This window comes from Streptomyces sp. 6-11-2 (genome assembly GCF_006540305.1).
Taxonomy (GTDB): domain Bacteria; phylum Actinomycetota; class Actinomycetes; order Streptomycetales; family Streptomycetaceae; genus Streptomyces.
The window spans coordinates 916,441-942,714 of the sequence record NZ_BJOR01000001.1; the positions used below are offsets into that span (position 1 = coordinate 916,441).

General features: G+C 73.5%; 2 protein-coding genes (1 of these 2 only partly in view). Both read right to left on the minus strand.

Annotation, left to right across the window (positions count from 1 at the left end):
• On the minus strand, positions 1-16,686 hold the 5' portion of the coding sequence (locus TNCT6_RS03915) for a type I polyketide synthase (protein WP_141356587.1). Its footprint begins 15,036 nt before the window's first position; 16,686 of the gene's 31,722 nt are visible here — the first part of the coding sequence; the start codon lies at positions 16,684-16,686; the stop codon falls past the left edge of the window.
• Positions 16,687-16,703: 17 nt separating this feature from the next.
• Positions 16,704-26,255 carry a type I polyketide synthase gene (locus TNCT6_RS40425; RefSeq protein ID WP_301184383.1) on the minus strand — a complete coding sequence of 3,184 codons (9,552 nt, stop codon included), beginning with the start codon at positions 26,253-26,255 and terminating at the stop codon, positions 16,704-16,706.
• Positions 26,256-26,274 lie beyond the last annotated feature (19 nt).

The window sequence follows — 26,274 nt, forward strand, 5'->3', positions numbered from 1 at the left end:
GTCCTCCGGGCGGTTCTGGCCGTAGGTGGCGATCAGGGCCTGGGCCTCGATCGGGTCACCCAGCGTCGTACCCGTACCGTGCGCCTCGACGACGTCCACGTCGCCGGTCGAGAGTCCCCCGCTGGCGAGCGCCTGGCGGATCACCCGCTGCTGGGACGGACCGTTGGGAGCCGTCAGGCCGTTGGAGGCACCGTCCTGGTTGACGGCGGAGCCGCGGACGACCGCGAGGATCTCGTGACCGTTGCGCATCGCGTCCGACTGGCGCTCCAGCAGGAGCATGCCGACGCCCTCGGACCAGCCGACACCGTCCGCCGACTCGGCGAACGCCTTGGAGCGGCCGTCGGGAGCGAGACCCCGCTGGCGGGAGAACTCGATGAACGTGCTGGGCGTCGACATGACGGTCACACCGCCGGCCAGGGCGAGCGAGCACTCGCCCGACCGCAGTGCCTGGGCGGCCCAGTGCAGGGCGACCAGGGAGGACGAGCAGGCGGTGTCGACCGTGACGGCCGGACCCTCGAAGCCGAAGGTGTACGACACCCGTCCGGAGGCCACGCTGCCCGCACTGCTGCCCTGGAAGCCCTCGAACTCCTTGCCGCCCAACAGGCTGCCGTAGTCGTGGTACATGACGCCGGCGAACACACCGGTCGTGCTGCCGCGCAGGCTCTGCGGGTCGATACCGGCTCGCTCGATGGCCTCCCAGGAGGTTTCCAGCAGCAGCCGCTGCTGCGAGTCGGTGGCCAGCGCCTCACGCGGGCTCATGCCGAAGAAGTCGGCGTCGAACTCCGCGGCGTCGTGCAGGAATCCGCCGGAGCGGGTGTACGAGGTGCCGGTGTGGGCCGGGTCAGGGTCGTACAGGGAGTCGACGTCCCAGCCGCGGTTGGCCGGGAAGTCGGAGATGGCGTCGGTGCCCTCGCTGACCAGGCGCCACAAGTCCTCGGGTGAGGCGACCTCGCCCGGGAAGCGGCAGGCCATGCCGACGATCACGATCGGGTCGTCCTCCGTCGACGGCAACAGCGTGACGGGGGTCAGCGTCTCGGCCTCGGCGCCGAACAACTCGGTGTGCAGGTGGTCGGCGAGCGCGGACAGCGTGGGATGGTCGAAGACCATGGTGGCCGACAGGCGCAGACCGGTAGCGGTGCGCAGGCGGTTGCGGAGTTCGACCGCGGTGAGGGAGTCGAAGCCGAGGTCACGGAAGGCACGGTCGGCGTCGATATCGGATCCGGCGGCATGGCCGAGAACCAATGCGGCACTCGCCCGGACCAGGTCCAGCAGAACCTCGTGGCGCTGCTCGCGGTCGAGCCGAGCGAGTCGCTGGACGAGACCGGCGTCGGCGCCCTCGGCAGCCCCGGTCGCGGCGGCGCGGCGCACGGGGGTACGGATCAGTCCGCGCAGAAGAGCCGGGATCTCGGGCCGGCCGCGGAAGGCGGCGAGGTCCATGCGGCTGGTGACGAGAGCGGCCTCACCGGTGGTGAGGGCCGCGTCGAAAAGGGCAAGGCCCTGCTCGATGGTGATGAGCGGCATCCCGGACTCGGCGGCCCGGCGGACATCACGCTCGTCGAGCCCGGCCGTCATGCCCGCGCCCTGCTGCCAGGGACCCCAGGCGAGGGAGGTGGCGGGCAGCCCGAGGGACTGGCGGTGAGCGGCGAGAGCATCCAAGAAGGCGTTGCCGGCCGCGTAGTTGGCCTGGCCCGCACCACCGAACACACCAGCAACCGACGAGAAGACCACGAACGCGTCCAGATCCAGGTGACGCGTCGCCTCATGCAGGTTCCAGGCGCCGTCCACCTTGGGCCGCAGCACGAAGTCGAGACGGTCGGGGGTGAGAGAGGCGAAGATGCCGTCGTCGAGAACACCGGCCGTGTGCACTACCGCAGCAAGCGGGTGCTCCGCCGAAATCTCCGCGACCAGCGCGTCCACCGCGTCCCGGTCGGCGACATCACACGCCGCCACCGAGACCTCGGCACCCAGCCCCTCCAGCTCCGCCACCAACTCGCCAGCGCCTGCGGCACCGAGACCGGAACGGCTGGTCAGCAGCAGACGCCGCACCCCCCGCTCGGCCACCAGATGACGAGCCATCAGACCCCCCAGACCACCCGTACCGCCCGTCACCAACACCGTCCCCTCCGACGACCAGGCAACCTGGGCGGCGGAGTCGGCGGCGGCACGGGTCAGACGAGCGACAAGAGCACGACCGCCACGCAGCGCGAGCTGCGGCTCGTCCAGGGCCAGGGCACGGGTGAGAACGGAGTCGGAGACACCGTCGGCGTCGAGATCGACCAACCCGAAGGCACCCGGGTTCTCCGTCTGCGCGGAACGGACCAGACCCAACACCGCAGCAGCGGCAAGGTCGGTCACCGGGGCGTCGTCAGTAGCGACGGCACCGCGAGTGACGAGGACCAGACGAGAACCACTGAACCGGTCCTCCGCCAACCACTCCTGAAGAAGACCCAACGCCGCGACAGTCCGAGTGTGCACAGAGCCCGGCGTGTCATCGACATCGGCACCGGCCGTCAGCGGAACCAGTACAACACCGGGAACGGGCGCATCGGCCGCAAGTAGACCGGCGAGAGTCGCAGACCGGAGAGCGCCGTCATCCACCGCATCGGCGAGGTCGTCCGTGTCCGGACCCAGCAGGGCAACACCCGCGGAACCGGTGCCCTCCGGCAGCGGGACCGGCGTCCACTCCAGCCGGAACAACGCATCACGCAGGTGTCCGGCGTCGCTGGACAGCTGGTCGGCCTCGACCGGGCGCGCGAGCAACCGGGCGATGGAGACCACGGGCCGGCCGGCGGGGTCGACGGCGGTCACGGACATCCCGTTCGCACCCGCCGGGGCGAGGCGGACGCACAGCGCGGTGGCGCCGGAGGCGTGCAGGCTGACGCCCTCCCACGAGAACGGAAGACCACCGTCGTCGTCGGTGAGCAACGCGGCGTGCAGTGCGGCGTCGAGAAGTGCGGGATGCACGGCGAAACCGGCCGCGTCCTCGGTGCCCTCCTCGGGCAACATGACCTCCGCATACAGCACCTCACCCGCGCTCCAGGCGGCAGTGAGGCCCTGGAAGAGCGGACCGTAGACGAAGCCACGAGCGGCGAAACGCTCGTAGCAGCCCTCAGCGTCAACGGTCTCCGCACCGACAGGCGGCCACACACTGGTGTCGAAGCCGGTGCCCGCGGGCGCGGTGTCGGACAAGGTGCCCGAGGCGTGCAGCGTCCAGGCACCGTCCGTAGTTTCCTCAGGGCGCGAGTGCACGGTGACAGAGCGCCGACCACCATCATCGGCGCCGCCCACACGGACCTGGAGCAGGACTGCGCCGTCCTGCGGCAGCACCAGCGGCGCGGCAAGGGTGAGTTCCTCGACCTGGTCGCAGCCGACTTCGTCACCCGCGCGGATCGCGAGATCCAGGAAAGCGGTGCCCGGCAGCAGGACGGTGCCCATGACGGCGTGGTCGGCGAGCCAGGGGTGCGACTGAAGAGAGAGACGACCGGTGAAGAGCACGCCTTCGCCCTCAGCGAGCTCCACCGAGCCGTTGAGCAGCGGGTGTCCGGCGTAGGTGAGGCCGACGACCGCGGCGGCCGAGGGCGTGCCGCTGGGCCAGTAGGTGGTGCGCTGGAACGCGTAGGTCGGCAGGTCGACGCGGGTGGCGCCGGTGCCGGCGAAGAATGCGTCCCAGTCGAGCCGCAGGCCCGCCGTGTGCAGGGCGGCGAGGGCGGTCAGGGCAGCGGTCTCCTCGTCGCGGTTCTTGCGCAGGACCGGGACGGTGACGGCCTCGTCGCCGGTCAGCGACTCCTGCGCCATCGCGGACAGGACCCCGTCCGGACCCAGCTCCAGGAACGTGGTCACACCCTGCTCCTCGAGCGTGGCCACCCCGTCCGCGAAACGGACCGCCTCACGGACGTGGCGCACCCAGTACTCGGGCGAGCACAGCTCCTCGGCCCTGGCCAGGGAACCCGTCAGGTTCGACACCACCGGAATCACCGGCGCCGCGAACGCCAACTCCTCGGCCACCGCCCGGAACTCGTCCAGCATCGGATCCATCAGGGGCGAGTGGAACGCGTGCGACACCCGCAGCATCGTCGCCTTGCGGCCCTCCGACTCGAACCGCGCCGCGACCTCCAGCACGGCACCTTCCTCACCCGAAACGACCACCGAGGTAGGCCCGTTGACGGCAGCGACCGACACCTGGTCGGTGAGGTACGGGATGACCTCGTCCTCGGTCGCCTGGACGGCCACCATCGCGCCACCGGCCGGCAACGCCTGCATCAGACGACCACGAGCCGCCACCAGACGAGCGGCGTCCTCCAGCGAGAACACCCCGGCCACATGTGCGGCCGCGATCTCACCGATGGAGTGACCGGCCACGAAGTCCGGCCTCACACCCCACGACTCCACCAGCCGATAAAGCGCCACCTCAACGGCGAACAGCGCGGGCTGAGTCCACCCCGTCTCATGCAGCGGACCGGCGTCCTCACCCCACATCACCTCCCGCAGCGAACCACCCAACTCACCATCCAGGACAGCCAGTACGGCATCCAGAGCCTCAGCGAACACCGGGAACCGGCCATACACCTCACGACCCATCCCCAACCGCTGCGAACCCTGACCCGAGAACAGCACCGCACGGCGTCCGGTGCGGGTACGACCGGTGACGGCGGCGGAATCCGCCTCGCCGTCGGCGACGGCGGTCAGGGCGCGGAGGGCGTCCTCCCGGCCGGTGGCCAGGACGACGGCGCGGTGGTCGAACGCGGAACGGCTGGTCGCCAGCGAGTAGCCGAGGTCGAGCGTGCGCAGCGCCCTGCGCTCGCGGACCGTGTCGAGCAGGCGGGCGGCCTGGTCGCGCAGCGCGTCGGGCGACTTGCCGGAGAGGACCAGCGGGACGACAGCGGGTTCGCCGCCGCCCGCACCGGTCGTTTCCGGTGCCGGTGCGGCGACCGGCTGCTCCAGGACGACGTGGGCGTTGGTGCCACTGATACCGAAGGAGGAGACACCGGCGCGGCGTACCCGGTCCGTCTCGGGCCACTCCGTCTGCTCGGTGAGCAGTTCGACGGTGCCTTCGGTCCAGTCGACGTGGGACGACGGGGCGTCCACGTGCAGGGTCCGCGGCAGCACGCCGTGCCGCATCGCCATGACCATCTTGATGACACCGGCGACACCGGCCGCGGCCTGCGTGTGTCCGATGTTGGACTTCAGCGAGCCGAGCCACAGGGGCTTCTCGTCGGTGCGGTTCTGGCCGTAGGTGGCGATCAGGGCCTGGGCCTCGATCGGGTCACCCAGCGTCGTACCCGTACCGTGCGCCTCGACGACGTCCACGTCGCCGGTCGAGAGTCCCCCGCTGGCGAGCGCCTGGCGGATCACCCGCTGCTGGGACGGACCGTTGGGAGCCGTCAGGCCGTTGGAGGCACCGTCCTGGTTGACGGCGGAGCCGCGGACGACCGCGAGGATCTCGTGACCGTTGCGCATCGCGTCCGACTGGCGCTCCAGCAGGAGCATGCCGACGCCCTCGGACCAGCCGACACCGTCCGCCGACTCGGCGAACGCCTTGGAGCGGCCGTCGGGAGCGAGACCCCGCTGGCGGGAGAACTCGATGAACGTGCTGGGCGTCGACATGACGGTCACACCGCCGGCCAGGGCGAGCGAGCACTCGCCCGACCGCAGTGCCTGGGCGGCCCAGTGCAGGGCGACCAGGGAGGACGAGCAGGCGGTGTCGACCGTGACGGCCGGACCCTCGAAGCCGAAGGTGTACGACACCCGGCCGGAGGCCACGCTGCCCGCGCTGCCCTGGCCCTGGAAGCCCTCGAACTCCTTGCCGCCCAACAGGCTGCCGTAGTCGTGGTACATGACGCCGGCGAAGACGCCGGTGCGGCTGTCACGGAGGCTGTGCGGGTCGATACCGGCCCGCTCGATGGCCTCCCAGGAGGTTTCCAGCAGCAGCCGCTGCTGGGAGTCCGTCGCCAGCGCCTCACGCGGGCTCATCCCGAAGAAGCCGGGGTCGAAGTCGCCCGCGTCGTGCAGGAATCCGCCGGAGCGGGTGTACGAGGTGCCGGTGTGGGCCGGGTCAGGGTCGTACAGGGAGTCGACGTCCCAGCCGCGGTTGGCCGGGAAGTCGGAGATGGCGTCGGTGCCCTCGCTGACCAGGCGCCACAAGTCCTCGGGTGAGGCGACCTCGCCCGGGAAGCGGCAGGCCATGCCGACGATCACGATCGGGTCGTCCTCCGTCGACGGCAACAGCGTGACGGGGGTCAGCGTCTCGGCCTCGGCGCCGAACAACTCGGTGTGCAGGTGGTCGGCGAGCGCGGACAGCGTGGGATGGTCGAAGACCATGGTGGCCGACAGGCGCAGACCGGTAGCGGTGCGCAGGCGGTTGCGGAGTTCGACCGCGGTGAGGGAGTCGAAGCCGAGGTCACGGAAGGCACGGTCGGCGTCGATATCGGATCCGGCGGCATGGCCGAGAACCAATGCGGCACTCGCCCGGACCAGGTCCAGCAGAACCTCGTGGCGCTGCTCGCGGTCGAGCCGAGCGAGTCGCTGGACGAGACCGGCGTCGGCGCCCTCGGCAGCCCCGGTCGCGGCGGCGCGGCGCACGGGGGTACGGATCAGTCCGCGCAGAAGAGCCGGGATCTCGGGCCGGCCGCGGAAGGCGGCGAGGTCCATGCGGCTGGTGACGAGAGCGGCCTCACCGGTGGTGAGGGCCGCGTCGAAAAGGGCAAGGCCCTGCTCGATGGTGATGAGCGGCATCCCGGACTCGGCGGCCCGGCGGACATCACGCTCGTCGAGCCCGGCCGTCATGCCCGCGCCCTGCTGCCAGGGACCCCAGGCGAGGGAGGTGGCGGGCAGCCCGAGGGACTGGCGGTGAGCGGCGAGAGCATCCAAGAAGGCGTTGCCGGCCGCGTAGTTGGCCTGGCCCGCACCACCGAACACGCCAGCAACCGACGAGAAGACCACGAACGCGTCCAGATCCAGGTGACGCGTCGCCTCATGCAGGTTCCAGGCGCCGTCCACCTTGGGCCGCAGCACGCTGGCAAGCCGCTCGCCGGTCAGCGAGCCGAGCACACCGTCATCGAGAACACCCGCCGTATGCACGACCGCCGTGAGCGGGTGCTCCGCGACCAGCGCGTCCACCGCATCCCGGTCGGCGACATCACACGCCGCCACCGAGACCTCGGCACCCAGCCCCTCCAGCTCCGCCACCAACTCGCCAGCGCCTGCGGCAGCCAGACCGGAACGGCTGGTCAGCAGCAGACGCCGCACCCCCCGCTCCGTGACAAGGTGACGGGCCACCAGGCCACCCAGACCACCCGTTCCACCCGTCACCAGCACCGTTCCCTCCGACGACCACACGGCCTCGGCAGCGGGATCGGCAGCGGCACGGGTCAGACGAGCGACAAGAGCACGACCACCACGCAGCGCGAGCTGCGGCTCGTCCAGGGCCAACGCGCGCTCAAGGACGAAGTCAGAGGCACCGTCGAGGTCGACCAACCCGAAGGCACCCGGGTTCTCCGTCTGCGCGGAACGGACCAGACCCAACACCGCAGCAGCGGCAAGGTCGGTCACCGGGGCGTCGTCAGTGGCGACGGCACCGCGAGTGACGAGGACCAGACGAGAACCACTGAACCGGTCCTCCGCCAACCACTCCTGAAGAAGACCCAACGCCGCGGCGGCCCGGCTGTGCACGGAGCCCAGCGTGTCATCGACGTCGGAACCGGCCGTCAGCGGAACCAGTACCGCACCGGGTACCGGCGCGTCGGCCGCAAGCAGGTCGGCGAGAGTCGCATACCGGACAGCGCCGTCGCCCACCGCATCGGCAAGGTCGTCGGTGTCCGGGCCGAGCAGGGCGAGGCTCGCAGAGCCCGTGCCCTCCGGCAGCGGGACCGGCGTCCACTCCAGCCGGAACAACGCATCACGCAGGTGTCCGGCGTCGCTGGACAGCTGGTCGGCCTCGACCGGGCGGGCAAACAACCGGGCGACGGAGACCACGGGCCGGCCGGCCGGGTCCACCGCGGTCACGGACAGCGCGTTCTCACCCACCGGAGCAAGACGCACGCGCAGCGCCGTCGCACCCGAAGCATCCAGGCTGACGCCCTCCCACGAGAACGGAAGACCACCGTCGTCATCGGTGAGCAACGCGGCATGCAGGGCAGCGTCGAGAAGAGCGGGATGCACGGCGAAACCGGCCGCGTCCTCGATGCCCTCCTCGGGCAGCGAGACCTCGGCATACAGGGCCTCACCGGCCCTCCAGGCCGCCGTAAGGCCCTGGAAGAGCGGACCGTAGACGAAGCCACGAGCGGCGAAACGCTCATAACAGCCCTCAGCGTCAACGGTCTCCGCACCGACAGGCGGCCACGCACTGGTGTCGAAGCCGGTGCCTGCGGGGGCGGCGTCGGACAGGGTGCCCGAGGCGTGCAGCGTCCAGACGCCGTCGGTGGCGTCCTCGGGACGGGCGTGCACCGTGATGGCGCGCCGACCACCATCATCAGCACCGCCCACACGAACCTGGATCAGCACCGCGCCGTCCTGCGGAAGCACCAGCGGCGCAGCGAGGGTGAGTTCCTCGACCCGATCGCAGCCGACCTCGTCACCCGCACGGATCGCGAGGTCGACAAAGGCGGTGCCGGGCAGCAGGACAGTGCCCGTCACGGCGTGGTCGGCCAGCCACGGGTGGGACTGAAGCGACAGACGGCCCGTGAGCAACACGCCCTCCCCGCCGGGGAGTTCCACGGCGGCCCCGAGCAGCGGGTGGGAGGCGGAGCCGAGTCCGGCGGCGCGCATGTCGTGCGGGTGCGCCGCTCGGACCGCGGGCCAGAACCAGCGGTGCTGGAAGGCGTAGGTCGGCAGGTCGACGCGGGCGGCCCCGCCGCCGGTGAACGCGGACGTCCAGTCGGCGTCGACCCCGAGGACGTGCAGTCGGCACAGCGCGGTGACGAGGGACTGCTCCTCGTCCCGGTCCTTGCGCAGCAGCGGCACGGTGACGGCGTCCTCGGCGGCGGACTGCTGTGCCATGGCGGACAGCACACCGTCGGGGCCGAGTTCGACGAAGGTGGTGACGCCGTGCTCGCCGAGGGTGCCGACGCAGTCGGCGAACCGTACGGCCTCGCGGACGTGACGCACCCAGTAGTCCGCCGAGCACAGCTCCTCGGCCGTGGCGAGAGCACCGGTCAGGTTCGACACCACCGGAATCACCGGCGCCGCGAACGCCAACTCCTCGGCCACGGCCCGGAACTCGTCGAGCATCGGGGTCATCAGCGGCGAGTGGAAGGCGTGGCTGACCCGCAGCCGGCTGGTGCGCCGTCCCCGCTCGGTGAAGTGCCCGGCGACCGCGAGTGCGGCGTCCTCGCTGCCGGAGACGACCACGGACGACGGTCCGTTGACGGCGGCGATGGAGACGTCGTCGGTGAGGAGCGGGAGGACCTCGTCCTCGGTGGCCTCGACGGCGATCATGGCGCCGCCCTCGGGCAGCGCCTGCATGAGGGCCGCGCGGGCGGCGACGAGACGGCAGGCGTCCTCCAGGGTGAGCACACCGGCGACGTGCGCGGCGGCCATCTCGCCGATGGAGTGACCGGCCACGAAGTCCGGCCTCACGCCCCAGGACTCCACCAGCCGGTAGAGGGCGACTTCGACAGCGAACAGCGCGGGCTGAGTCCACCCGGTCTCGTTCAGCGGTCCGGCGTCCTCACCCCACATCACCTCCCGCAGCGAACCGTCCAACTCGGCGTCCAGGACGGCCAGTACGGCATCCAGGGCCTCGGCGAACACCGGGAACCGGCCGTACAGCTCACGGCCCATCCCGAGCCGCTGCGAACCCTGACCCGAGAACAGGAGCGCGGTGCGTCCGCCGCGGGCGGTGCCGGTCAGCAGCGCGCTGTCGTCGGTCCCGGCGGCGAGGGCCGCGAGGGCGCGCAGCGCCTCGGTGCGGTCGACGCCGAGGACGACGGCGCGGTGGTCGAAGACGGAGCGGCTGGTGAGCAGCGAGTACGCGATGTCGGCCGGGCGGGTCTCGGGGTGGTCCTCGACATGGGCGAGCAGCCGGGCGGCCTGGTCGCGCAGGGCCTCGGGGGTCTTCGCGGACAGCGGCCAGGGGGCGGCCTGGAGTTCCTCGGCGGGGCCGCGCGGGGCGGCCGGGACGGGGGTGGCGGCCGGCTGCTCGATGATGACGTGGGCGTTGGTGCCGCTGATGCCGAAGGAGGAGACAGCGGCGCGGCGCACCCGGTCCGTCTCGGGCCACTCCGTCTGCTCGGTGAGCAACTCGACGACGCCGGCGTCCCAGTCGACGTGTGAGGACGGGGCGTCCACGTGCAGGGTCCGCGGGAGCACACCGTGCCGCATCGCCATGATCATCTTGATGACGCCGGCGACGCCCGCGGCGGCCTGGGTGTGGCCGATGTTGGACTTCACGGAGCCGAGCCACAGGGGCCGCTCCGGGTCGCGGTCGCGGCCGTAGGTGGCGATGAGGGCCTGGGCCTCGATGGGGTCGCCCAGGGTGGTGCCGGTGCCGTGCGCCTCGACGACGTCGACGTCCTCGGGGGACAGTCCGCCGCTGGCGAGGGCCTGGCGGATGACGCGCTGCTGGGAGGGGCCGTTGGGGGCGGTCAGGCCGTTGGAGGCGCCGTCCTGGTTGACGGCGGAGCCGCGCAGCACGGCGAGGATCTCGTGGCCGTTGCGGATCGCGTCGGACCGGCGCTCCAGGACGAGCATGCCGACGCCCTCGGACCAGGCGACGCCGTCGGCGGCCTCGGCGAACGCCTTGGAGCGGCCGTCTGCGGCGAGGCCGCGCTGGCGGGAGAAGTCGACGAAGGTGCTGGGCGTCGACATGACGGTGACGCCGCCGGCCAGGGCGAGCGAGCACTCCCCCGTGCGCAGTGCCTGGGCGGCGAGGTGCATGCCGACGAGGGAGGAGGAGCAGGCGGTGTCGACGGTGACGGCGGGGCCCTCCAGGCCCAGGGTGTACGAGACGCGGCCGGAGGCGACGCTGGGGGCGCTGCCGTTGCCGCGGAAGGCCTCGTACTCGTCGCCGGTGAGGATGGTGCCGTAGTCGTTGTACATGACGCCGGCGAAGACGCCGGTGCGGCTGCCGCGCAGGCTGAGCGGGTCGATGCCGGCCCGCTCGACGGCCTCCCAGGACAGTTCGAGCAGCAGGCGCTGCTGGGAGTCCGTGGAAAGTGCCTCGCGCGGGCTCATGCCGAAGAAGTCGGCGTCGAAGGAACCGGCGTCGTGCAGGAACCCGCCGGCGCGCACATAGGTGTGTCCGGGGCGGTCGGGGTCCGGGTCGTAGAGGTTGTCGACGTCCCAGCCGCGGTTGACGGGGAACGGGCCGGTGGCGTCGGCGCCCTCGCCGACCAGGCGCCACAGGTCCTCGGGAGAGGTGACGCCGCCCGGGTAGCGGCAGGCCATGCCGACGATGACGATCGGGTCGTCGGTGGTGGCCGGGAGGGCGTCGGCGGGGGTGGGCAGGGGGGGTTCGTCGCCGGTGCCGAGGAGTTCGTCGCTCAGGTGGTCGGCGAGCGCGTTCGGGGTCGGGTAGTCGAACACCATGGTCGCGGGCAGCCGCAGTCCGGTGGCGGCGTTGAGGCCGTTGCGCAGTTCGACCGCGGTCAGCGAGTCGAAGCCGAGGTCCTGGAACTGGCGGGCGGCTTCCACCTGGTCGGCGTCGGCGTGGCCGAGGACCTGGGCGATCTGGGTGCGGACCAGGCCGAGCAGGGTCTCGCGGCGGGCGGCGGCGTCCAGGCCGGCCAGTCGCTGGGCGAGGCTGTCGGCAGTCACCGACACCTGGGCGGCGGCGCGGCGCACGGTGGCGCGGATCAGACCGCGCAGCAGCGGCGCGACCTCACCCTGGGTACGCAGCACGGCCAGGTCGAGGCGGACCGGCAGGAGGGCGGGCCCGCCGGTGGCGAGGGCCGCGTCAAAGAGGGCGAGGCCCTGCTCGACGGTGAGCGGCGGCATGCCGGAGCGGGCGATGCGCTCGACGTCGATGTCGGACAGCGTGCTGGTCATGCCGACGCTCTGGGTCCAGGGGCCCCAGGCGAGGGAGGTGGCGGGCAGTCCGAGGGCCTTGCGGTGGACGGCGAGCGCGTCGAGGAAGGCGTTGCCGGCCGCGTAGTTGCCCTGTCCGGGGCTGCCGAGGGTGGCGGCGACGGACGAGAAGAGCACGAACGCGTCGAGGTCCAGGTCCCGGGTGAGCTCGTGCAGGTGCCAGGCGGCGTCGGCCTTGGGTCGCAGCACGGTGTCGAGGCGCTCGGGGGTGAGGGAGCCGATGACGCCGTCGTCGACCACACCGGCGGTGTGCACGACGGCGCTCAGCGGGTGCGCGGCGGGCACCCGGGCGAGGAGGGCGGCGAGCGCCTCCCGGTCGGTGACGTCGCACGCGGCGACGTCGACCGAGGCGCCGTGTCCGGTGAGTTCGTCGACGAGGGCGCGGGCGCCGTCGGCGTCCGGGCCGCGGCGGCTGGCGAGCAGCAGGCGGCGGATGCCGTGTTCGGTGACGAGGTGGCGGGCGAGGACGCCGCCGAGTCCGCCGGTGCCGCCGGTGATCAGGACGGTGCCGTCCGGGTTCCAGTCGGCGGGGGTGTCGGGCGCGGGCACCCGGGTCAGCCGGGCGGTGAGGACGTCGGAGCCGCGTACGGCGAGGTCGGGTTCGTCGTACGCGGCGGCCAGGGCCGCCACCAGGGCCGTGGGGGCGGCGGGGGTGTCGGTGGCGAGGTCGAGGAGCGCGAGGCGGCCGGGGTTCTCGGTACGGGCGGTGCGGATCAGACCGGCGGCCGCGGCGGCCGCGAGGTCACGGCCCGCGGTGGCCTCGCGGGTGACGAGGACGAGCCGGGCGTCGGCGAACCGGTCCTCCGTCAGCCAGTGCTGGGCCAGGCCGAGTACGGCGGCGGTGGTGATGTGGGCGGCGTCGGCGGCCGGGGTGTCCTGCTCGCCGGGCAGGGCGGTGAGCACGGTCTCGGGCACCGGGGCGGTGTCCGCGGCCAGGGCGGCCAGGTCGGCGTGGGTGGTGACGTGGACGCCGGTGGCGCGCAGCGCGTCGGCGAGGCCGGCCGGTTCGGCGCCGACGAGGGCGACGGTCTCCGGGAGTTGCCCGGACGGGCTGCGCAGCGGGGTCCACTCGACCTGGAAGAGGGAGTCGCGGTGGACGGCCCCCGCGGTGCCGGGGGTGTCCTTGGGGACGGCGCGGGAGACCAGGGAGTCCACGGACAGGACGGTGCCGCCCGCGGTGTCGTACACGGCGATGGAGACGGTGTCCTCGCCCACGGAGGTGATCCGGGCGCGGACGGTGGTGGCGCCGGAGGCGGCGAGGTGCACGCCCTGCCAGGCGAACGGCAGCCCGCCCTGGCTGATGGCGCCGAGGTCGGTGTAGGCGGCGGAGTGCTGAGCGGCGTCCAGGAGCGCGGGGTGCAGGCCGAAGTCGGCGGGGTCGGTGCCGGCGTTCTCGGGGACGGCGACCTCGGCGAACACGTCGGTGCCGCGGCGCCAGGCGGCGCGCAGGCCACGGAAGGCGGGCCCGTAGTCGAAGCCGAGGCCGGCCAGGCGCTCGTAGCAGCCGTCGAGGTCGACCCGCTCGGCTCCGGCGGGCGGCCAGACGGTGGCGTCGAAGGCGGCGTCGGGGGCACCCGCGCCGGTGGTGAGCACACCGGTGGCGTGCTGCGACCAGGGCAGGTCGAAGCCGTCCTCGACCCGGGAGAAGATGCCGAGCGGGCGGCGGCCCGCGGGGTCGGGGGCGCCCACCCGTACCTGGAGCTGGACGGCGCCGCGCTCGGGGAGCACCAGCGGGGCGGCGAGGGTGAGTTCCTCGACGCGGTCGCAGCCGGCCTCGTCGCCGGCGCGGATGGCGAGTTCGACGAAGGCGGTGCCGGGCAGCAGGGCGCGGCCCTGGACGCCGTGGTCGGCGAGCCAGGGGTGGGAGTGGACGGAGAGCCGGCTGGTGAACAGGAACCCTTCGTCGTCGGCGAGTTCGACGGCCGCGCCGAGCAGCGGGTGGTCGGCGGAGCCGAGTCCCGCGGCGGTGACGTCCTGGGTGGAGCGGCCCGCGGACGGCCAGAACCGCTGGTTCTGGAAGGGGTAGGTGGGCAGGTCGGCGCGCCCGGCACCGGTGGTGTCGAAGAGGCGGGCCCAGCGGACGGTGAGGCCGCGGACGTGCACCCGGGCGAGTCCGGTGAGGGCGGACTCCTCCTCGGGGCGGTCCTTGCGCAGCAGCGGGACGGCGGCGGTGCCCTCGGGCAGCGACTCCTGCGCCATCGCGGACAGCACGCCGTCGGGGCCGACTTCGAGGAGGGTGGTGACGCCGCGGGCGGCGAGGGTGGTGACGCCGTCGGCGAAGCGCACGGCCTCGCGGACGTGGCGGACCCAGTAGTCGGCAGTGCACAGGTCGGCGGGGTCGGCGATGGCGCCGGTCAGGTTGGAGACGACCGGGATGCGCGGCTCGTGGTGGGTGAGGCCCTGGGCGACGCGGCGGAACTCCTCCAGCATCGGGTCCATGAGCGGCGAGTGGAAGGCGTGGCTGACCCGCAGCCGGGTGGTCTTGCGGTCCTGCGCCTCGAAGTGGACGGCGATCGCGGCGACTTCGTCCTCGTCACCGGCGACCACCACCGACGACGGCCCGTTGACCGCGGCGATCGAGACCCTCTCCGTCAGATGCGGGACGACCTCCTCCTCGGTGGCGCGCACCGCGAGCATCGCACCGCCCCGCGGCAGCGCCTGCATCAGGCGGGCGCGGGCGGCGACCAGTTGGCAGGCGTCCTCCAGCGACAGCACCCCGGCGACATGGACGGCGGCGATCTCGCCGATGGAGTGGCCGCCGACGTAGTCGGGGGTGACGCCCAGGGAGGAGACGAGGCGGTAGAGGGCTACCTCGACGGCGAACAGCGCGGGCTGGGTCCAGCCGGTCTCGCTCAGGAGGCCGGCGTCGGAGCCCCAGACGACCTCGCGCAACGGGCGGTCGGTGTGGCGGTCGAGGAGGGCGGCGATCTCGTCGAAGGCCTCGGCGAACACCGGGAAGCGGGCGTGCAGTTCACGGCCCATGCCGAGGCGCTGGGAGCCCTGGCCGGAGAACAGGACGGCCGAGGCGCCGTCGTCGACCGAGCCGTGGGCGATCTCGGTGGCGCCGGCGGCGTCGGTGCCGGCGCAGAGCAGGACGGCACGGTGCTCGAAGGTGGCGCGTCCGTCGGCGAGCGCGAAGCCGATGTCGAGCGGGTCGGCGCCCGGGTGGCCCGCGAGGCGGGCGGTGAGGCGCTCGCGCTGGGCGTCGAGCGCGGCGGCGGTACGGCCGGACAGGGGCCACGGGACGAGCGCGGGGCGGACGGCGGGGTCCGGGGCGGGGCGCTCGGGCGCGGCGGGGGCCTGTTCGAGGATGAGGTGGGCGTTGGTGCCGCTGATACCGAAGGAGGAGACACCGGCCCGGCGGGCGCGGCCGGTCTCGGGCCAGTCGACGGCCCGGTCGAGGAGTTCGACGGCGCCGGCGGTCCAGTCGACATTGCTGGTCGGCCGGTCGGCGTGCAGGCTGCGGGGCAGCACGCCGTGCTGGATCGCCATGATCATCTTGATCACGCCGGCGGCGCCGGAGGCGGCCTGGGCGTGACCGATGTTCGACTTGACGGAGCCGAGCCACAGCGGCCGTTCGCGGTCCTGGCCGTAGGTGGCGAGCAGCGCCTGGGCCTCGATCGGGTCGCCGAGGGTGGTGCCGGTGCCGTGCGCCTCGACCGCGTCGACGTCCGCGGCGGTCAGGTGCGCGCTGTCCAGGGCGGCGCGGATGACGCGCTGCTGGGACGGGCCGTTGGGGGCGGTGAGGCCGTTGGAGGCGCCGTCCTGGTTGATGGCGGAGCCGCGCAGCACGGCGAGGACCGTGCGGCCCTCGCGCTGGGCGTCGGACAGCCGCATCAGGACGAACAGGCCGGCGCCCTCGGCCCAGCCGGTGCCGTCGGCGTCGTCGGAGAACGGCTTGCAGCGGCCGTCGGCGGCCAGTCCGCTCTGCGAGGTGAACGCGATGAACGGGTGGGGCGTCGCCATGACGGACGCGCCGCCCGCCAGAGCGATGGAGCATTCGCCGCCCCTCAGCGCCTGGACGGCCAGGTGCAGGGAGACCAGCGACGAGGAGCAGCCGGTGTCGACGGTGACCGCCGGGCCCTCGGCGCCCAGGAAGTAGGAGAGCCGGCCGGAGATCACGCTGGCGGCGTGACCGGTGGTGGAGTACACCTCGGCGTCCTCGTCGGACGCCTTGATGACCTCCGCGTAGTCCTGGCCCGTGGTGCCCATGAACACGCCCGTGCGGCTGCCGCGCAGCGTGGAGGGGTCGATACCGGCCCGCTCCAGGGCCTCCCAGGCGATCTCCAGGAGGATGCGCTGCTGCGGGTCCATGGCGACGGCCTCGCGGGGCGAGATGCCGAAAAAGCCGGGGTCGAAGCCGGCGGCGTCCCGCAGGAAGCCGCCGACCTGGGCGAGGCTGCTGCCCTCGCCGCCGCCCGCCAGCCGGTCCAGGTCCCAGCCGCGGTCGGTCGGGAACGGGCCGATGACGTCGCGGCCCTGGGCGACGAGCTCCCACAGGTCCTCGGGGGAGGCGACGCCGCCGGGGAAGCGGCAGCCGATGCCGACGACGGCGATCGGCTCCGCCGCCGAGGCGACCAACTGCTCGTTCTGCTTGCGCAGCCGCTCGATCTCCTTCAGGGACGACCGCAGCGCCTCGACGTACTTGTTGGGGGACGTGCTCATCGTGTTCCAGCTCTCTTTCAGTTCGCCGAGTTCTGGGCGGCCAGCCGCAGCAGCTCTTCGGCGTCCATGTCGTCGAGGGAGTCCGCCGTGTCGTCCGTGGCGGGGGCGCTGTCCTCAACGTCGTCGGACTCGGCGAGTTTCAGCACCATGTCGAGGAGGCCCGCCTTGCGCAGCCGTCCGATCGGGACGGTGGCCAGGGCCTCGCGGATGCGGGCTTCGGGGTCGTCGGCGCGGCCGGTGTCCGCGTCATCGGGTGCGGTGCCGTAGAGCAGCGAACCGATGTGCTGGGCGAGGGCCGCGGGGGTCGGGTAGTCGAAGACCAGGGCGGCCGGCAGGGGCAGCCCGAGGGCGGAGCGGAGCCGGTTGCGCAGTTCGACGGCGGTGACGGAGTCGAAGCCGACGTCGCGGAAGGCGCGGGAGGCGGGCACCGCGTCGGGGCTGTCGTGGCCAAGGGTCGCGGACGCCTCGGCGCGGACGGCTTCGACGAGGGCCCGGCCGCGTTCGGCGGTGGGCAGCCCGTCCAGGCGGGCGCGCAGCGGCGGTACCGCCGTGTCGGCGCCGCCGTCGGCCGGGCCCTCGTCGCTGAGGGCCGAGACGGCTTCCGGAACGGTGCTCAGCAGGGCGCTGGGGCGGTTCGCGGTGAAGGCGGGCGTGAACAGCTCCCAGTCCATCAGGGTGACGGCGAGCGCGGTGTCGTCGTCCTGAAGCATCTGGTCGAGCGCGCCCAGCGCGTGGGCCGGTTCCATGGCCAGGACGCCCTGGCGGACGAGCCGGTCGTGGACCTCGGGGTCGGTCGCCATGCCGACCTCGCCCCAGGTGCCCCAGGCGACCGACGAGGCGGTCAGACCGAGGGACCTGCGGTGCTCGGCGAGGGCGTCGAGGTAGGCGTTGGCGGCGGCGTAGCCGGGCTGGCCGCCGCTGCCCCAGACCGCGGCGCCGGACGAGAACAGGACGAACGCGTCCAGGTCGAGGTCGGCGGTCAGCTCGTGCAGGTGCCGGGCGGCGGTCAGCTTGACGCGCATCAGCGCGTCGAGCTGGTCGAGCGTCAGGTCGGCGACCGGGGCGTCGCCGTGGGCGACACCGGCGGAGTGGAAGACGGCGGTGAGCGGCGCGTCCTCGGGCAGGCCGGCCAGGAGCGCGGCGAGCGCGTCCCGATCGGCGGCGTCGCACGCGGCGATGGTCACCCGGACGCCCAGCTCCTCCAGTTCGGCGCGGAGTTCGGCCGCTCCCGGGGCGTCGGCGCCGCGCCGGCTGGTCAGCACCAGGTGTGCGGCGCCCTGTTCGGCGAGGCGGCGGGCGACCCGGCCGCCGATGCCGCCGGTGCCGCCGGTGACGAGGACGGAGCCGCGGACCGGCGGGCGCTTCCCCGAGCCGGGTACGGCCGGGGCGGCGTGGGCGAGGCGGCGGGCGAGGACGCCCGAGCCGCGGATCGCGAGCTGGTCCTCGCCGCCCGCGTCGGCGAGCAGTCCGGTGAGCCGGGCGGCGGCCCGGGTGTCGAGCGTCTCCGGCAGGTCGACGAGACCGCCCCAGCGGTCGGGGTGTTCGAGGCCGATGACACGGCCCAGGCCCCACAACGCACCCTGCTCGGGGCTGCTGAGGACGTCGCCGCGGCCGGCGGCGACACCGCCCCGGGTCAGGCACCACAGGGGCGCGGTGAGCCCCGCGTCGCCAAGGGCCTGGACGAGGGCGAGGGTCTGGGCGAGGCCGAGGGGCACGGATCCGAAGTCGGTGTGGAGTGCCTCGGCGGCGGCGAGCAGCGAGACCACGGCATGGAACTCGCCCTCGTCCTCGTCGAGTTGAGCGAGCTGCGCGGCCCAGGCGGCGCGGTCGGTGCCCTTGGCCTCGAAGAGGACGGTGTCCGGGCCGAGCGCGTCGAGGACGGCGGCGACCCAGGGGGCGCCCGCGTGGTCCGGCGAGATCACCGCAAGCAGCCGCCCGGCGGGCCGGGCCGTGCCGGGTTCGGCGGCGCGGTTCCACTCGACGTGGTAGCGCAGGGCGTCCACGCGGGAGCGGGTGAGGGAGCGGGTGCGCCAGGCGGACAGCGCGGGCAGCACGTCGCCGAGCCGGGCGGCGCCGTCGTCGGCGGGGAGGCCGAGTTCACCGGCGAGCGCGGCGACGTCCTGGTTGTCGACCAGTTCCCAGAACGCGGCGTCGGAGGCGTCGGCGGCGCCCGCGGGGGCGGCGGCCTTCGGCTCGGGCCAGAAGTCCTGCCGCTGGAAGGGGTAGGTCGGCAGGTCGACCGGCGCGTACGCGGGGCGGTCGAAGACGGTGGTCCAGTCGACGGCGATGCCGTGGGTGTGCGCCTCGGCGAGCGAGGTGAGGAACCGGCGGCGGTCGCCGTCGTCGCGGCGCAGCGTGCCGAGGACGGCACCGGTTTCGGCCACCTCCTGCTGAAGACTCTCCTGCGTCTCCTGGATCGGGGCGGCCAGCACCGGGTGCGGGCTGATCTCCACGAACACCCGGTGACCGGCGGCGATGAGGGCGCGGGTGGCGTCCTCCATCAGCACCGTCTGCCGCAGGTTGGTGTACCAGTAGGAGCCGTCGAAGGCCGCCTCGTCGAGCCGGGCGCCGGTGACGGTCGAGTAGAACGGCACCTCGGGGGTGCGGGGGCTGACGGGGGCGAGCACGCGGGCGAGTTCGTCGCGCACGGCCTCGACGTGCCGGCCGTGCGAGGCGTAGTCCACGGACACCCTGCGGGCGCGTACGTTCTGCTCGCGGCAGGTTCCGAGGAGTTCGTCGAGGGCGTCGGCGTCGCCGGAGACGATCACCGAGGAGGGGCCGTTGACGGCGGCGATGGACAGCGCCTCGCCCCAGGGTCCGAGGAGTTCGGTGACGCGTTCGGCGGGCGCGGAGACGGACATCATGCCGCCGAGTCCGGACAGCTGGGGCAGGGCCTGGCTGCGCAGCGCCACGACGAGGGCGGCGTCCTCGAGGCTGAGCGCCCCGGCGACGCAGGCGGCGGCGATCTCGCCCTGCGAGTGGCCGACGACGGCGGCCGGTTCGACGCCGTGCGCCCGCCACAGCGCGGTGAGCGCGACCATCATCGAGAACAGGGCGGGCTGGACCACGTCCACGCGCTCCATCAGCTCCGGGTCGCCCTCGCCGGACAGCACCTCGTGCAGGGACCAGTCGGTGTACGGGGCGAGCGCCGCGGCGCAGTCGTCGACGGCGGTGCGGAACACCTCGGAGGTGGCGAGGAGTTCCCGGCCCATCCCCCACCACTGGGAGCCCTGGCCCGGGTAGACGAAGACGGGTCCCGTGGAGTCCGGTCCTGCGGTGCCGGTGACGACGCCGGGGGCGGACGCGGAGGACACCACGGCTTCCAGGCCGCGGGCGAAGTCCTCGGGCCGGCTGCCTAGGACGACGGCGCGGTGGTCGAAGGCGGTCCGGGTGGTGGCCAGGGCGTGTCCGACGCGGGCGGGCGTGACGGTGGCGCCGGCCGTCGCGGTCAGCAGCCGGGACGCCTGCTCGCCCAGCGCCCGCGCGGACTTGGCGGACAGCGGCCAGGGGACGAGCGGCGCGTCCTCGGGCTCCTCGGCCGGCTCCTCGACGGGCTCTTCGGCGGGCGGGGCCTGCTCCAGGAGGAGGTGGGCGTTGGTGCCGCTGATACCGAAGGAGGAGACACCGGCCCGGCGGGGGCGGTCCTCGGCGGCGGGCCAGGCGGTGCGCTCGCGCAGCAGGGTGACGGCGCCGGAGGTCCAGTCGACGTGGCTGGAGGGCTCGTCGACGTGCAGGGTGCCGGGCAGTTCGCCGGCCTGCATGGCCATCACCATCTTGATGACGCCGGCGACGCCCGCGGCGGCCTGGGTGTGGCCGATGTTGGACTTCACCGAGCCCAGCAGCAGCGGCGCTCCGCCGTCGCGGCCCTGGCCGTACGTGGCGAGCAGGGCGCCGGCCTCGATGGGGTCGCCGAGCTTGGTGCCGGTGCCGTGCGCCTCGACCACGTCGATGTCGGCGGTGCCGAGTCCGGCGTTGGCGAGGGCCTGGCGGATGACGCGCTGCTGGGAGACGCCGTTGGGGGCGGTCAGGCCGTTGGAGGCGCCGTCCTGGTTGATGGCGGAACCGCGGACGACGGCGAGGACCCGGTGGCCGTGGCGGCGGGCGTCGGAGAGCTTCTCCAGCAGGACGACGCCGACGCCCTCGGCGAGGGTCATGCCGTCGGCGGCCTCCGCGAACGGCTTGCAGCGGCCGTTCTTGGCGAGCGCCCGCTGCCGGCTGAAGCCGACGAACGCGTGCGGGGTGGCCATGACGGCGGCGCCGCCGGCCAGGGCGAGGCTGCTCTCGCCGCTGCGCAGGGACTGGCAGGCCAGGTGCATCGCGACCAGGGAGGAGGAGCAGGCGGTGTCGACGGTGACCGCCGGGCCTTCGAGGCCGAGCAGGTAGGAGACACGGCCGGACAGCACACTGGCCGCGGTGCCGGTCATCATGTGCACCTCGGTGCCCTCGGTGCCGTTCTGGACGCTGCTGGAGTAGTCCTGGTAACTGGCGCCGAAGAAGGTGCCGGTGGCGCTGGAGCGCAGCGACTCGGGGTCGATGCCGGCCCGCTCCAGGACCTCCCAGGAGGTTTCGAGGAGCAGCCGCTGCTGCGGGTCCATCGACAGGGCCTCGCGGGGCGAGATGCCGAAGAACCCGGGGTCGAAGCCGGCCGCCTCGTGCAGGAACCCGCCGTGCACGGAGTAGGTGCGGCCCTGCCGGTCGGGGTCGGGGTCGTAGAGGCCGTGGGCGTCCCAGCCGCGTTCGGCGGGGAACTCGGAGATGGCGTCGGCGCCGTCGAGGGCGAGCCGCAGCAGCTCCTCCGGGGTGCTCGCGCCGCCGGGGAAGCGGCAGCTCATGCCGACGATGACGATCGGGTCGTCGTCGGCGCCGGCGACCGCGGCGGCGGGCCGGTCGCCGGCCGTGCCGGTGGTGCCGAGCGCGGTGGACTTGAGGAAGGTGGCGAGCGCGACCGCGTTCGGGTGGTCGAAGACCATGGTGGACGGCAGGGTGAGCCCGGTCGCGGCGACGAGGCGGTTGCGCAGGTCGACGGCGGTCACCGAGTCGAAGCCGATGTCGCGGAAGGCGCGGCGCTCCGGGACGGTGTCGGCGGAGGCGTGGCCGAGGACGGCGGCGGTCTCCTCGCGGACCAGGGCGAGCGCGATCCGGTCCTGCTCTGCGGCGGACACACCCTGGAGGCGGGCGGCCAGGCCGCTGGTGGCGGTGGCCGTCGCGGCGGGCGCGGCCCGGTCGGCCAGCAGCCGCGCGACCTCGGGGATCCGGTCGAACAGATGCGAGGGGCGTCCCGCGGTGAAGACGTCGTGGTACGTGCCCCAGTCGATGTCCATGAGGCCGATGACGGTCTCGTCGTCCTCCATGACGCGCTGGAGGGCGGTCAGCGCCAGCTCCGGGTCGAGGTACTCCAGGCCGCTGCGGCGGATCTGGTGCGGGTCGGCCAGCTCGCGTTCGAGGTCGTCGGGCCACTTGCCCCAGTGGATGGAGGTGGCGCGGGCGCCGCGGGCGCGGCGCTGTTCGGCGAGCGCGGACAGGTAGGCGTTGCCCGCGACGTACGCGGCGTGCACGCCGCTGCCCCACATGCCGGCGGTGGAGGAGTAGAGGACGAAGTCGTCCAGCTCCTCGTCGTCGAGGAGTTCGTCGAGGATCCGGGCGCCGGTGACCTTGGCGTGCACGACCTCGGCGAACGCGTCGACGGTGGTGTCGGCGAGGGCGGACAGTTCGATGACGGCGGCGGTGTGCACGACCGTGCGGACGGTGCGGCCCTCGGCCTTCAGGCCGTCGAGGAGGGCGGCGACCGCCTCGCGGTCGGTGATGTCGCAGGCCGCGAACTGCGTCTCGGTGCCCGCCGCTTCGAGTTCGGCGGCGAGTTCGGCCGCGCCGGGGGCGTCGGCGCCGCGACGGCTGAGCAGTACGAGGTGCTCGGCGCCGTGGGCGGACAGGTGCCGGGCGAGTCCGGGGGCGAGGGTGCCGGAGCCGCCGGTGACGAGGGTGGTGCCGCGCGGTGTCCAGGAGCGGGTCCTGCGGCGGGTGTCGCCGCTCGCGCGGATGACGCGGCGGGCGAGGACGCCGGCGGGCCGGATGGCGAGCTGGTCGTCGTCGCCGAGCGCGCCGGCGAGGGCGGCGGCGAGCCGCTGGGCGGTGCGGGTGTCGAGGATGCCGGGCAGGTCGATGACGCCGCCCCAGCGGTGGGGGTGTTCGACGGCGACGGTCCAGCCGAGACCGGCGACCTGGCTCTGCAGCGGCCGGGTGACGGGGTCGGACGGGCCAGTGGAGAAGGCGCCTCGGGTCAGGAACCACAACGGGGCGGGGACGCCGGCCTCGCCGAGGGCCTGCGCCAGCGACACGGACAGCGCGAGTCCGAGGGTCAGTCCGGCGTGGCGGGCGGAGTCCCGTTCGGCGTCGGCGAGGACGGAGACGATGCCGGTGAGGCCGTCGGTGCCGGTCAGACGCTCACGCAGGACGGCGGGGTCGGTGCAGGTCTCGTCGAGGACGAGACGGCGCACCTGGGCGCCGCCCGTCGCCAGTGCCTCGGCGACGTCGATGTCGTCGACGCCGTCGGTGGTGACCAGCAGCCAGGTGCCGTCGAGGGTGGCTCGGGGGACCCGGGCCAGCGGCTCCCAGGTGACCCGGTAGCGCCAGGAGGCGAGGGTGGAGCGCTCGCCGCGCGTGCGGCGCCAGGAGGCGAGGCCGGAGAGGATCGCGGCGACGGACTCCTCGTCCGTGCCGAGCGCTTCGGTGAGAGCGGAGACGTCCGCCTGCTCGACGGCCGCCCAGAACTCGGCGTCCATCGGTGCGGTGGCCGAACGGTCCACGACGGCACGGCTGATCCAGTAGCGCTCGTGCTGGAAGGCGTAGGTGGGCAGGTCGACGCGGGTCGCGCCGGTGCCCTCGAACAGCGGGGCCCAGTCGACGTGGACGCCGCGGACGCACACCTGTGCGGCGGAGAGCAGGAAGCGGTCCAGGCCACCGTTGTCGCGGCGCAGGGTGCCGGAGGCCACGCCCACCACGCCGGCGTCGTCGATCATGTCCTGGACGGACATGGCGAGGACGGGGTGGGAGCTGACCTCGATGAAGGCGCGGTGCTCGGCGGCGAGCAGACCGCGCACGGCGTCGGCGAACAGCACGCGTCCGCGCAGGCTGCGGTACCAGTAGCCGGCATCCATGACGGTGGTGTCGAGCCAGTCGCCGGTGACCGTGGAGAAGAACGGGATCTCGGACGCGGTCGGCGCGACCTCCGCCAGCAACTCCAGGATCTCGTCGTGCAGGTCCTCGACGTGGTGGGAGTGCGAGGCGTAGTCCACGGGGACGCGGCGCACGCGCACGTCCTCGGCGGTGAGCAGGTCGGACAGCTCGTCCAGGGCGCCGGGTTCGCCGGAGACCACGCAGGAACGGGGGCCGTTCTCGGCGGCGACGGACACCCGCCCCCCGAACGCCTCCAGACGGGCCTCCACATCGGCGACCGGCAGCGCCACCGACATCATCCCGCCCCGGCCCGCGAGACTGCGCCCGATGGCCTGGCTCCGCAGCGCCACCACCCGGGCACCGTCACGCAGCGACAACGCACCGGACACCACGGCAGCGGCGATCTCACCCTGCGAGTGACCCACCACCGCGTCCGGCTCCACACCCTGCGCACGCCACACCGCGGCCAAAGACACCATCACCGCGAACGACACGGGCTGGACGACATCGACGCGCTCCAGCGTCGGCGCGCCCGCCACGCCCCGCAGCACGTCGATCAGGTTCCAGTCGGTGAACTCGGCCAGCGCATCCGCGCACTCGGCGATCCGCTCCGCGAACACCGGCGACTCGTCCAGGAGTTGGGCACCCATGCCCACCCACTGCGAGCCCTGACCGGGGAACACGAAGACCGTGCGGCCCTCGACGTCGGCGGCGCCCTCGACGAGTCCGCTCCAGGACTGGCCCTCGGCCAGCGCGCGGCTGCCGGTGAGCAGGTCGTCGCGGCCGGTCGCGACGACGACGGCCCGGCGCTCCAGCAGGGCCCGGGAGGAGAGCAGGCTGTGGCCGACGTCCTGGGGACGTGGCTCGGTGTCGGCGTCGAGGCGGGTGACGAGGGCGGCGGCCTGGTCGCGGAGCGCCTGCTCGGAATGGGCGGAGAGCAGCCACGGCAGCGCGCCCGGCACGACGGCCGGCCGCTGCGGGGCGTCCTCGGCCCCGGCGTCCCCGGCGGGCACGGGGGCCTGTTCCAGTACGGCGTGGGCGTTGGTGCCGCTGATGCCGAACGAGGACACGGCGGCCCGGCGCGGACGGCCGGTCTCCGGCCAGGCGGTGGCCTCGCTCAGGAGGCGGACGTGCCCCGACTCCCAGTCGACGTGGGTGGAGGGTGACGCGGCGTGCAGGGTCCGGGGCAGCACGCCGTGACGCAGCGCCATGACCATCTTGATGACGCCCGCGACACCCGCGGCGGCCTGGGTGTGGCCGATGTTGGACTTCAGCGAGCCCAGCCACAGGGGCTGTTCGGGGCCGTGCTCCTGGCCGTAGGTGGCGAGCAGGGCCTGCGCCTCGATGGGGTCGCCGAGGCGGGTGCCGGTGCCGTGCGCCTCGACGGCGTCGACGTCGGCGCCGGTGAGGCCGCAGCTGCCCAGGGCCTGGCGGATGACCTGTTCCTGGGCGCGGCCGTTGGGCGCGGTCAGGCCGTTGGAGGCGCCGTCCTGGTTGACGGCGGAGCCGCGCAGCACGGCGAGCACGGGGTGGCCGTTGCGGACGGCGTCGGAGAGCCGTTCGACGACGAGGACACCGACGCCCTCGCCCCAGCCGGTGCCGTCGGCCTCGTCGGAGAACGCCTTGCAGCGGCCGTCGGGGGCCAGGCCGCCCTGGGCGCTGAACTCCACGAAGACGGACGGCTCGGCGAGGATGGTGACGCCGCCGACGACGGCGAGCGAGGACTCCCCGCTGCGCAGCGACCGGGCCGCCATGTGCAGGGCGACGAGGGAGGAGGAGCACGCGGTGTCGACGGTGACCGCCGGGCCCTCCAGACCGTAGACGTAGGAGAGACGGCCGGACAGCACGCTGGCGGCGGTGCCGGTCAGGGCGTGGCCGTGGAGTTCGGCGGCGGTGTCCGCGGAGGGGGCGCCCCAGTGGTAGGAGCCCACGAACACGCCGGTCGAGCTGCCGGGCAGGGAGGTGGGGGCGATACCGGCCCGCTCCAGGGCCTCCCAGGAGACTTCGAGCAGCAGGCGCTGCTGCGGGTCCATGGCGGTCGCCTCGCGCGGCGATATGCCGAAGAACCCGGCGTCGAAGTCGGTGGCCTCGTAGAGGAATCCGCCTTCGTGTGTGGAACTGCTTCCCTCACCGTTTCCGGTGAGCGCCTCGATGTCCCAGCCGCGGTCGGCGGGAAATCCGGAAATGGCGTCCCCGCCGGATTCCACGAGTTCCCACAGGGATTCCGGCGAGCTCACTCCGCCGGGCAGCCGGCAGCTCATTCCGACGATCGCGACGGGCTCGTTGTCGCGGGATTCCAACTCGCCTATACGGCGACGGGCGCGTCGCAGATCGTTGGTGACCCGGCGAAGGTAGTCGACAACTTTTTCCTGCTGGTTCTGCTGGGGTTCCGGCATCGGGTCCGTCCTCGTCATC

Excerpts from the sequence above, each read along its gene's own strand:
- TNCT6_RS40425 (WP_301184383.1), bottom strand. The coding sequence starts at position 26,255 with ATGCCGGAACCCCAGCAGAACCAGCAGGAAAAAGTTGTCGACTACCTT.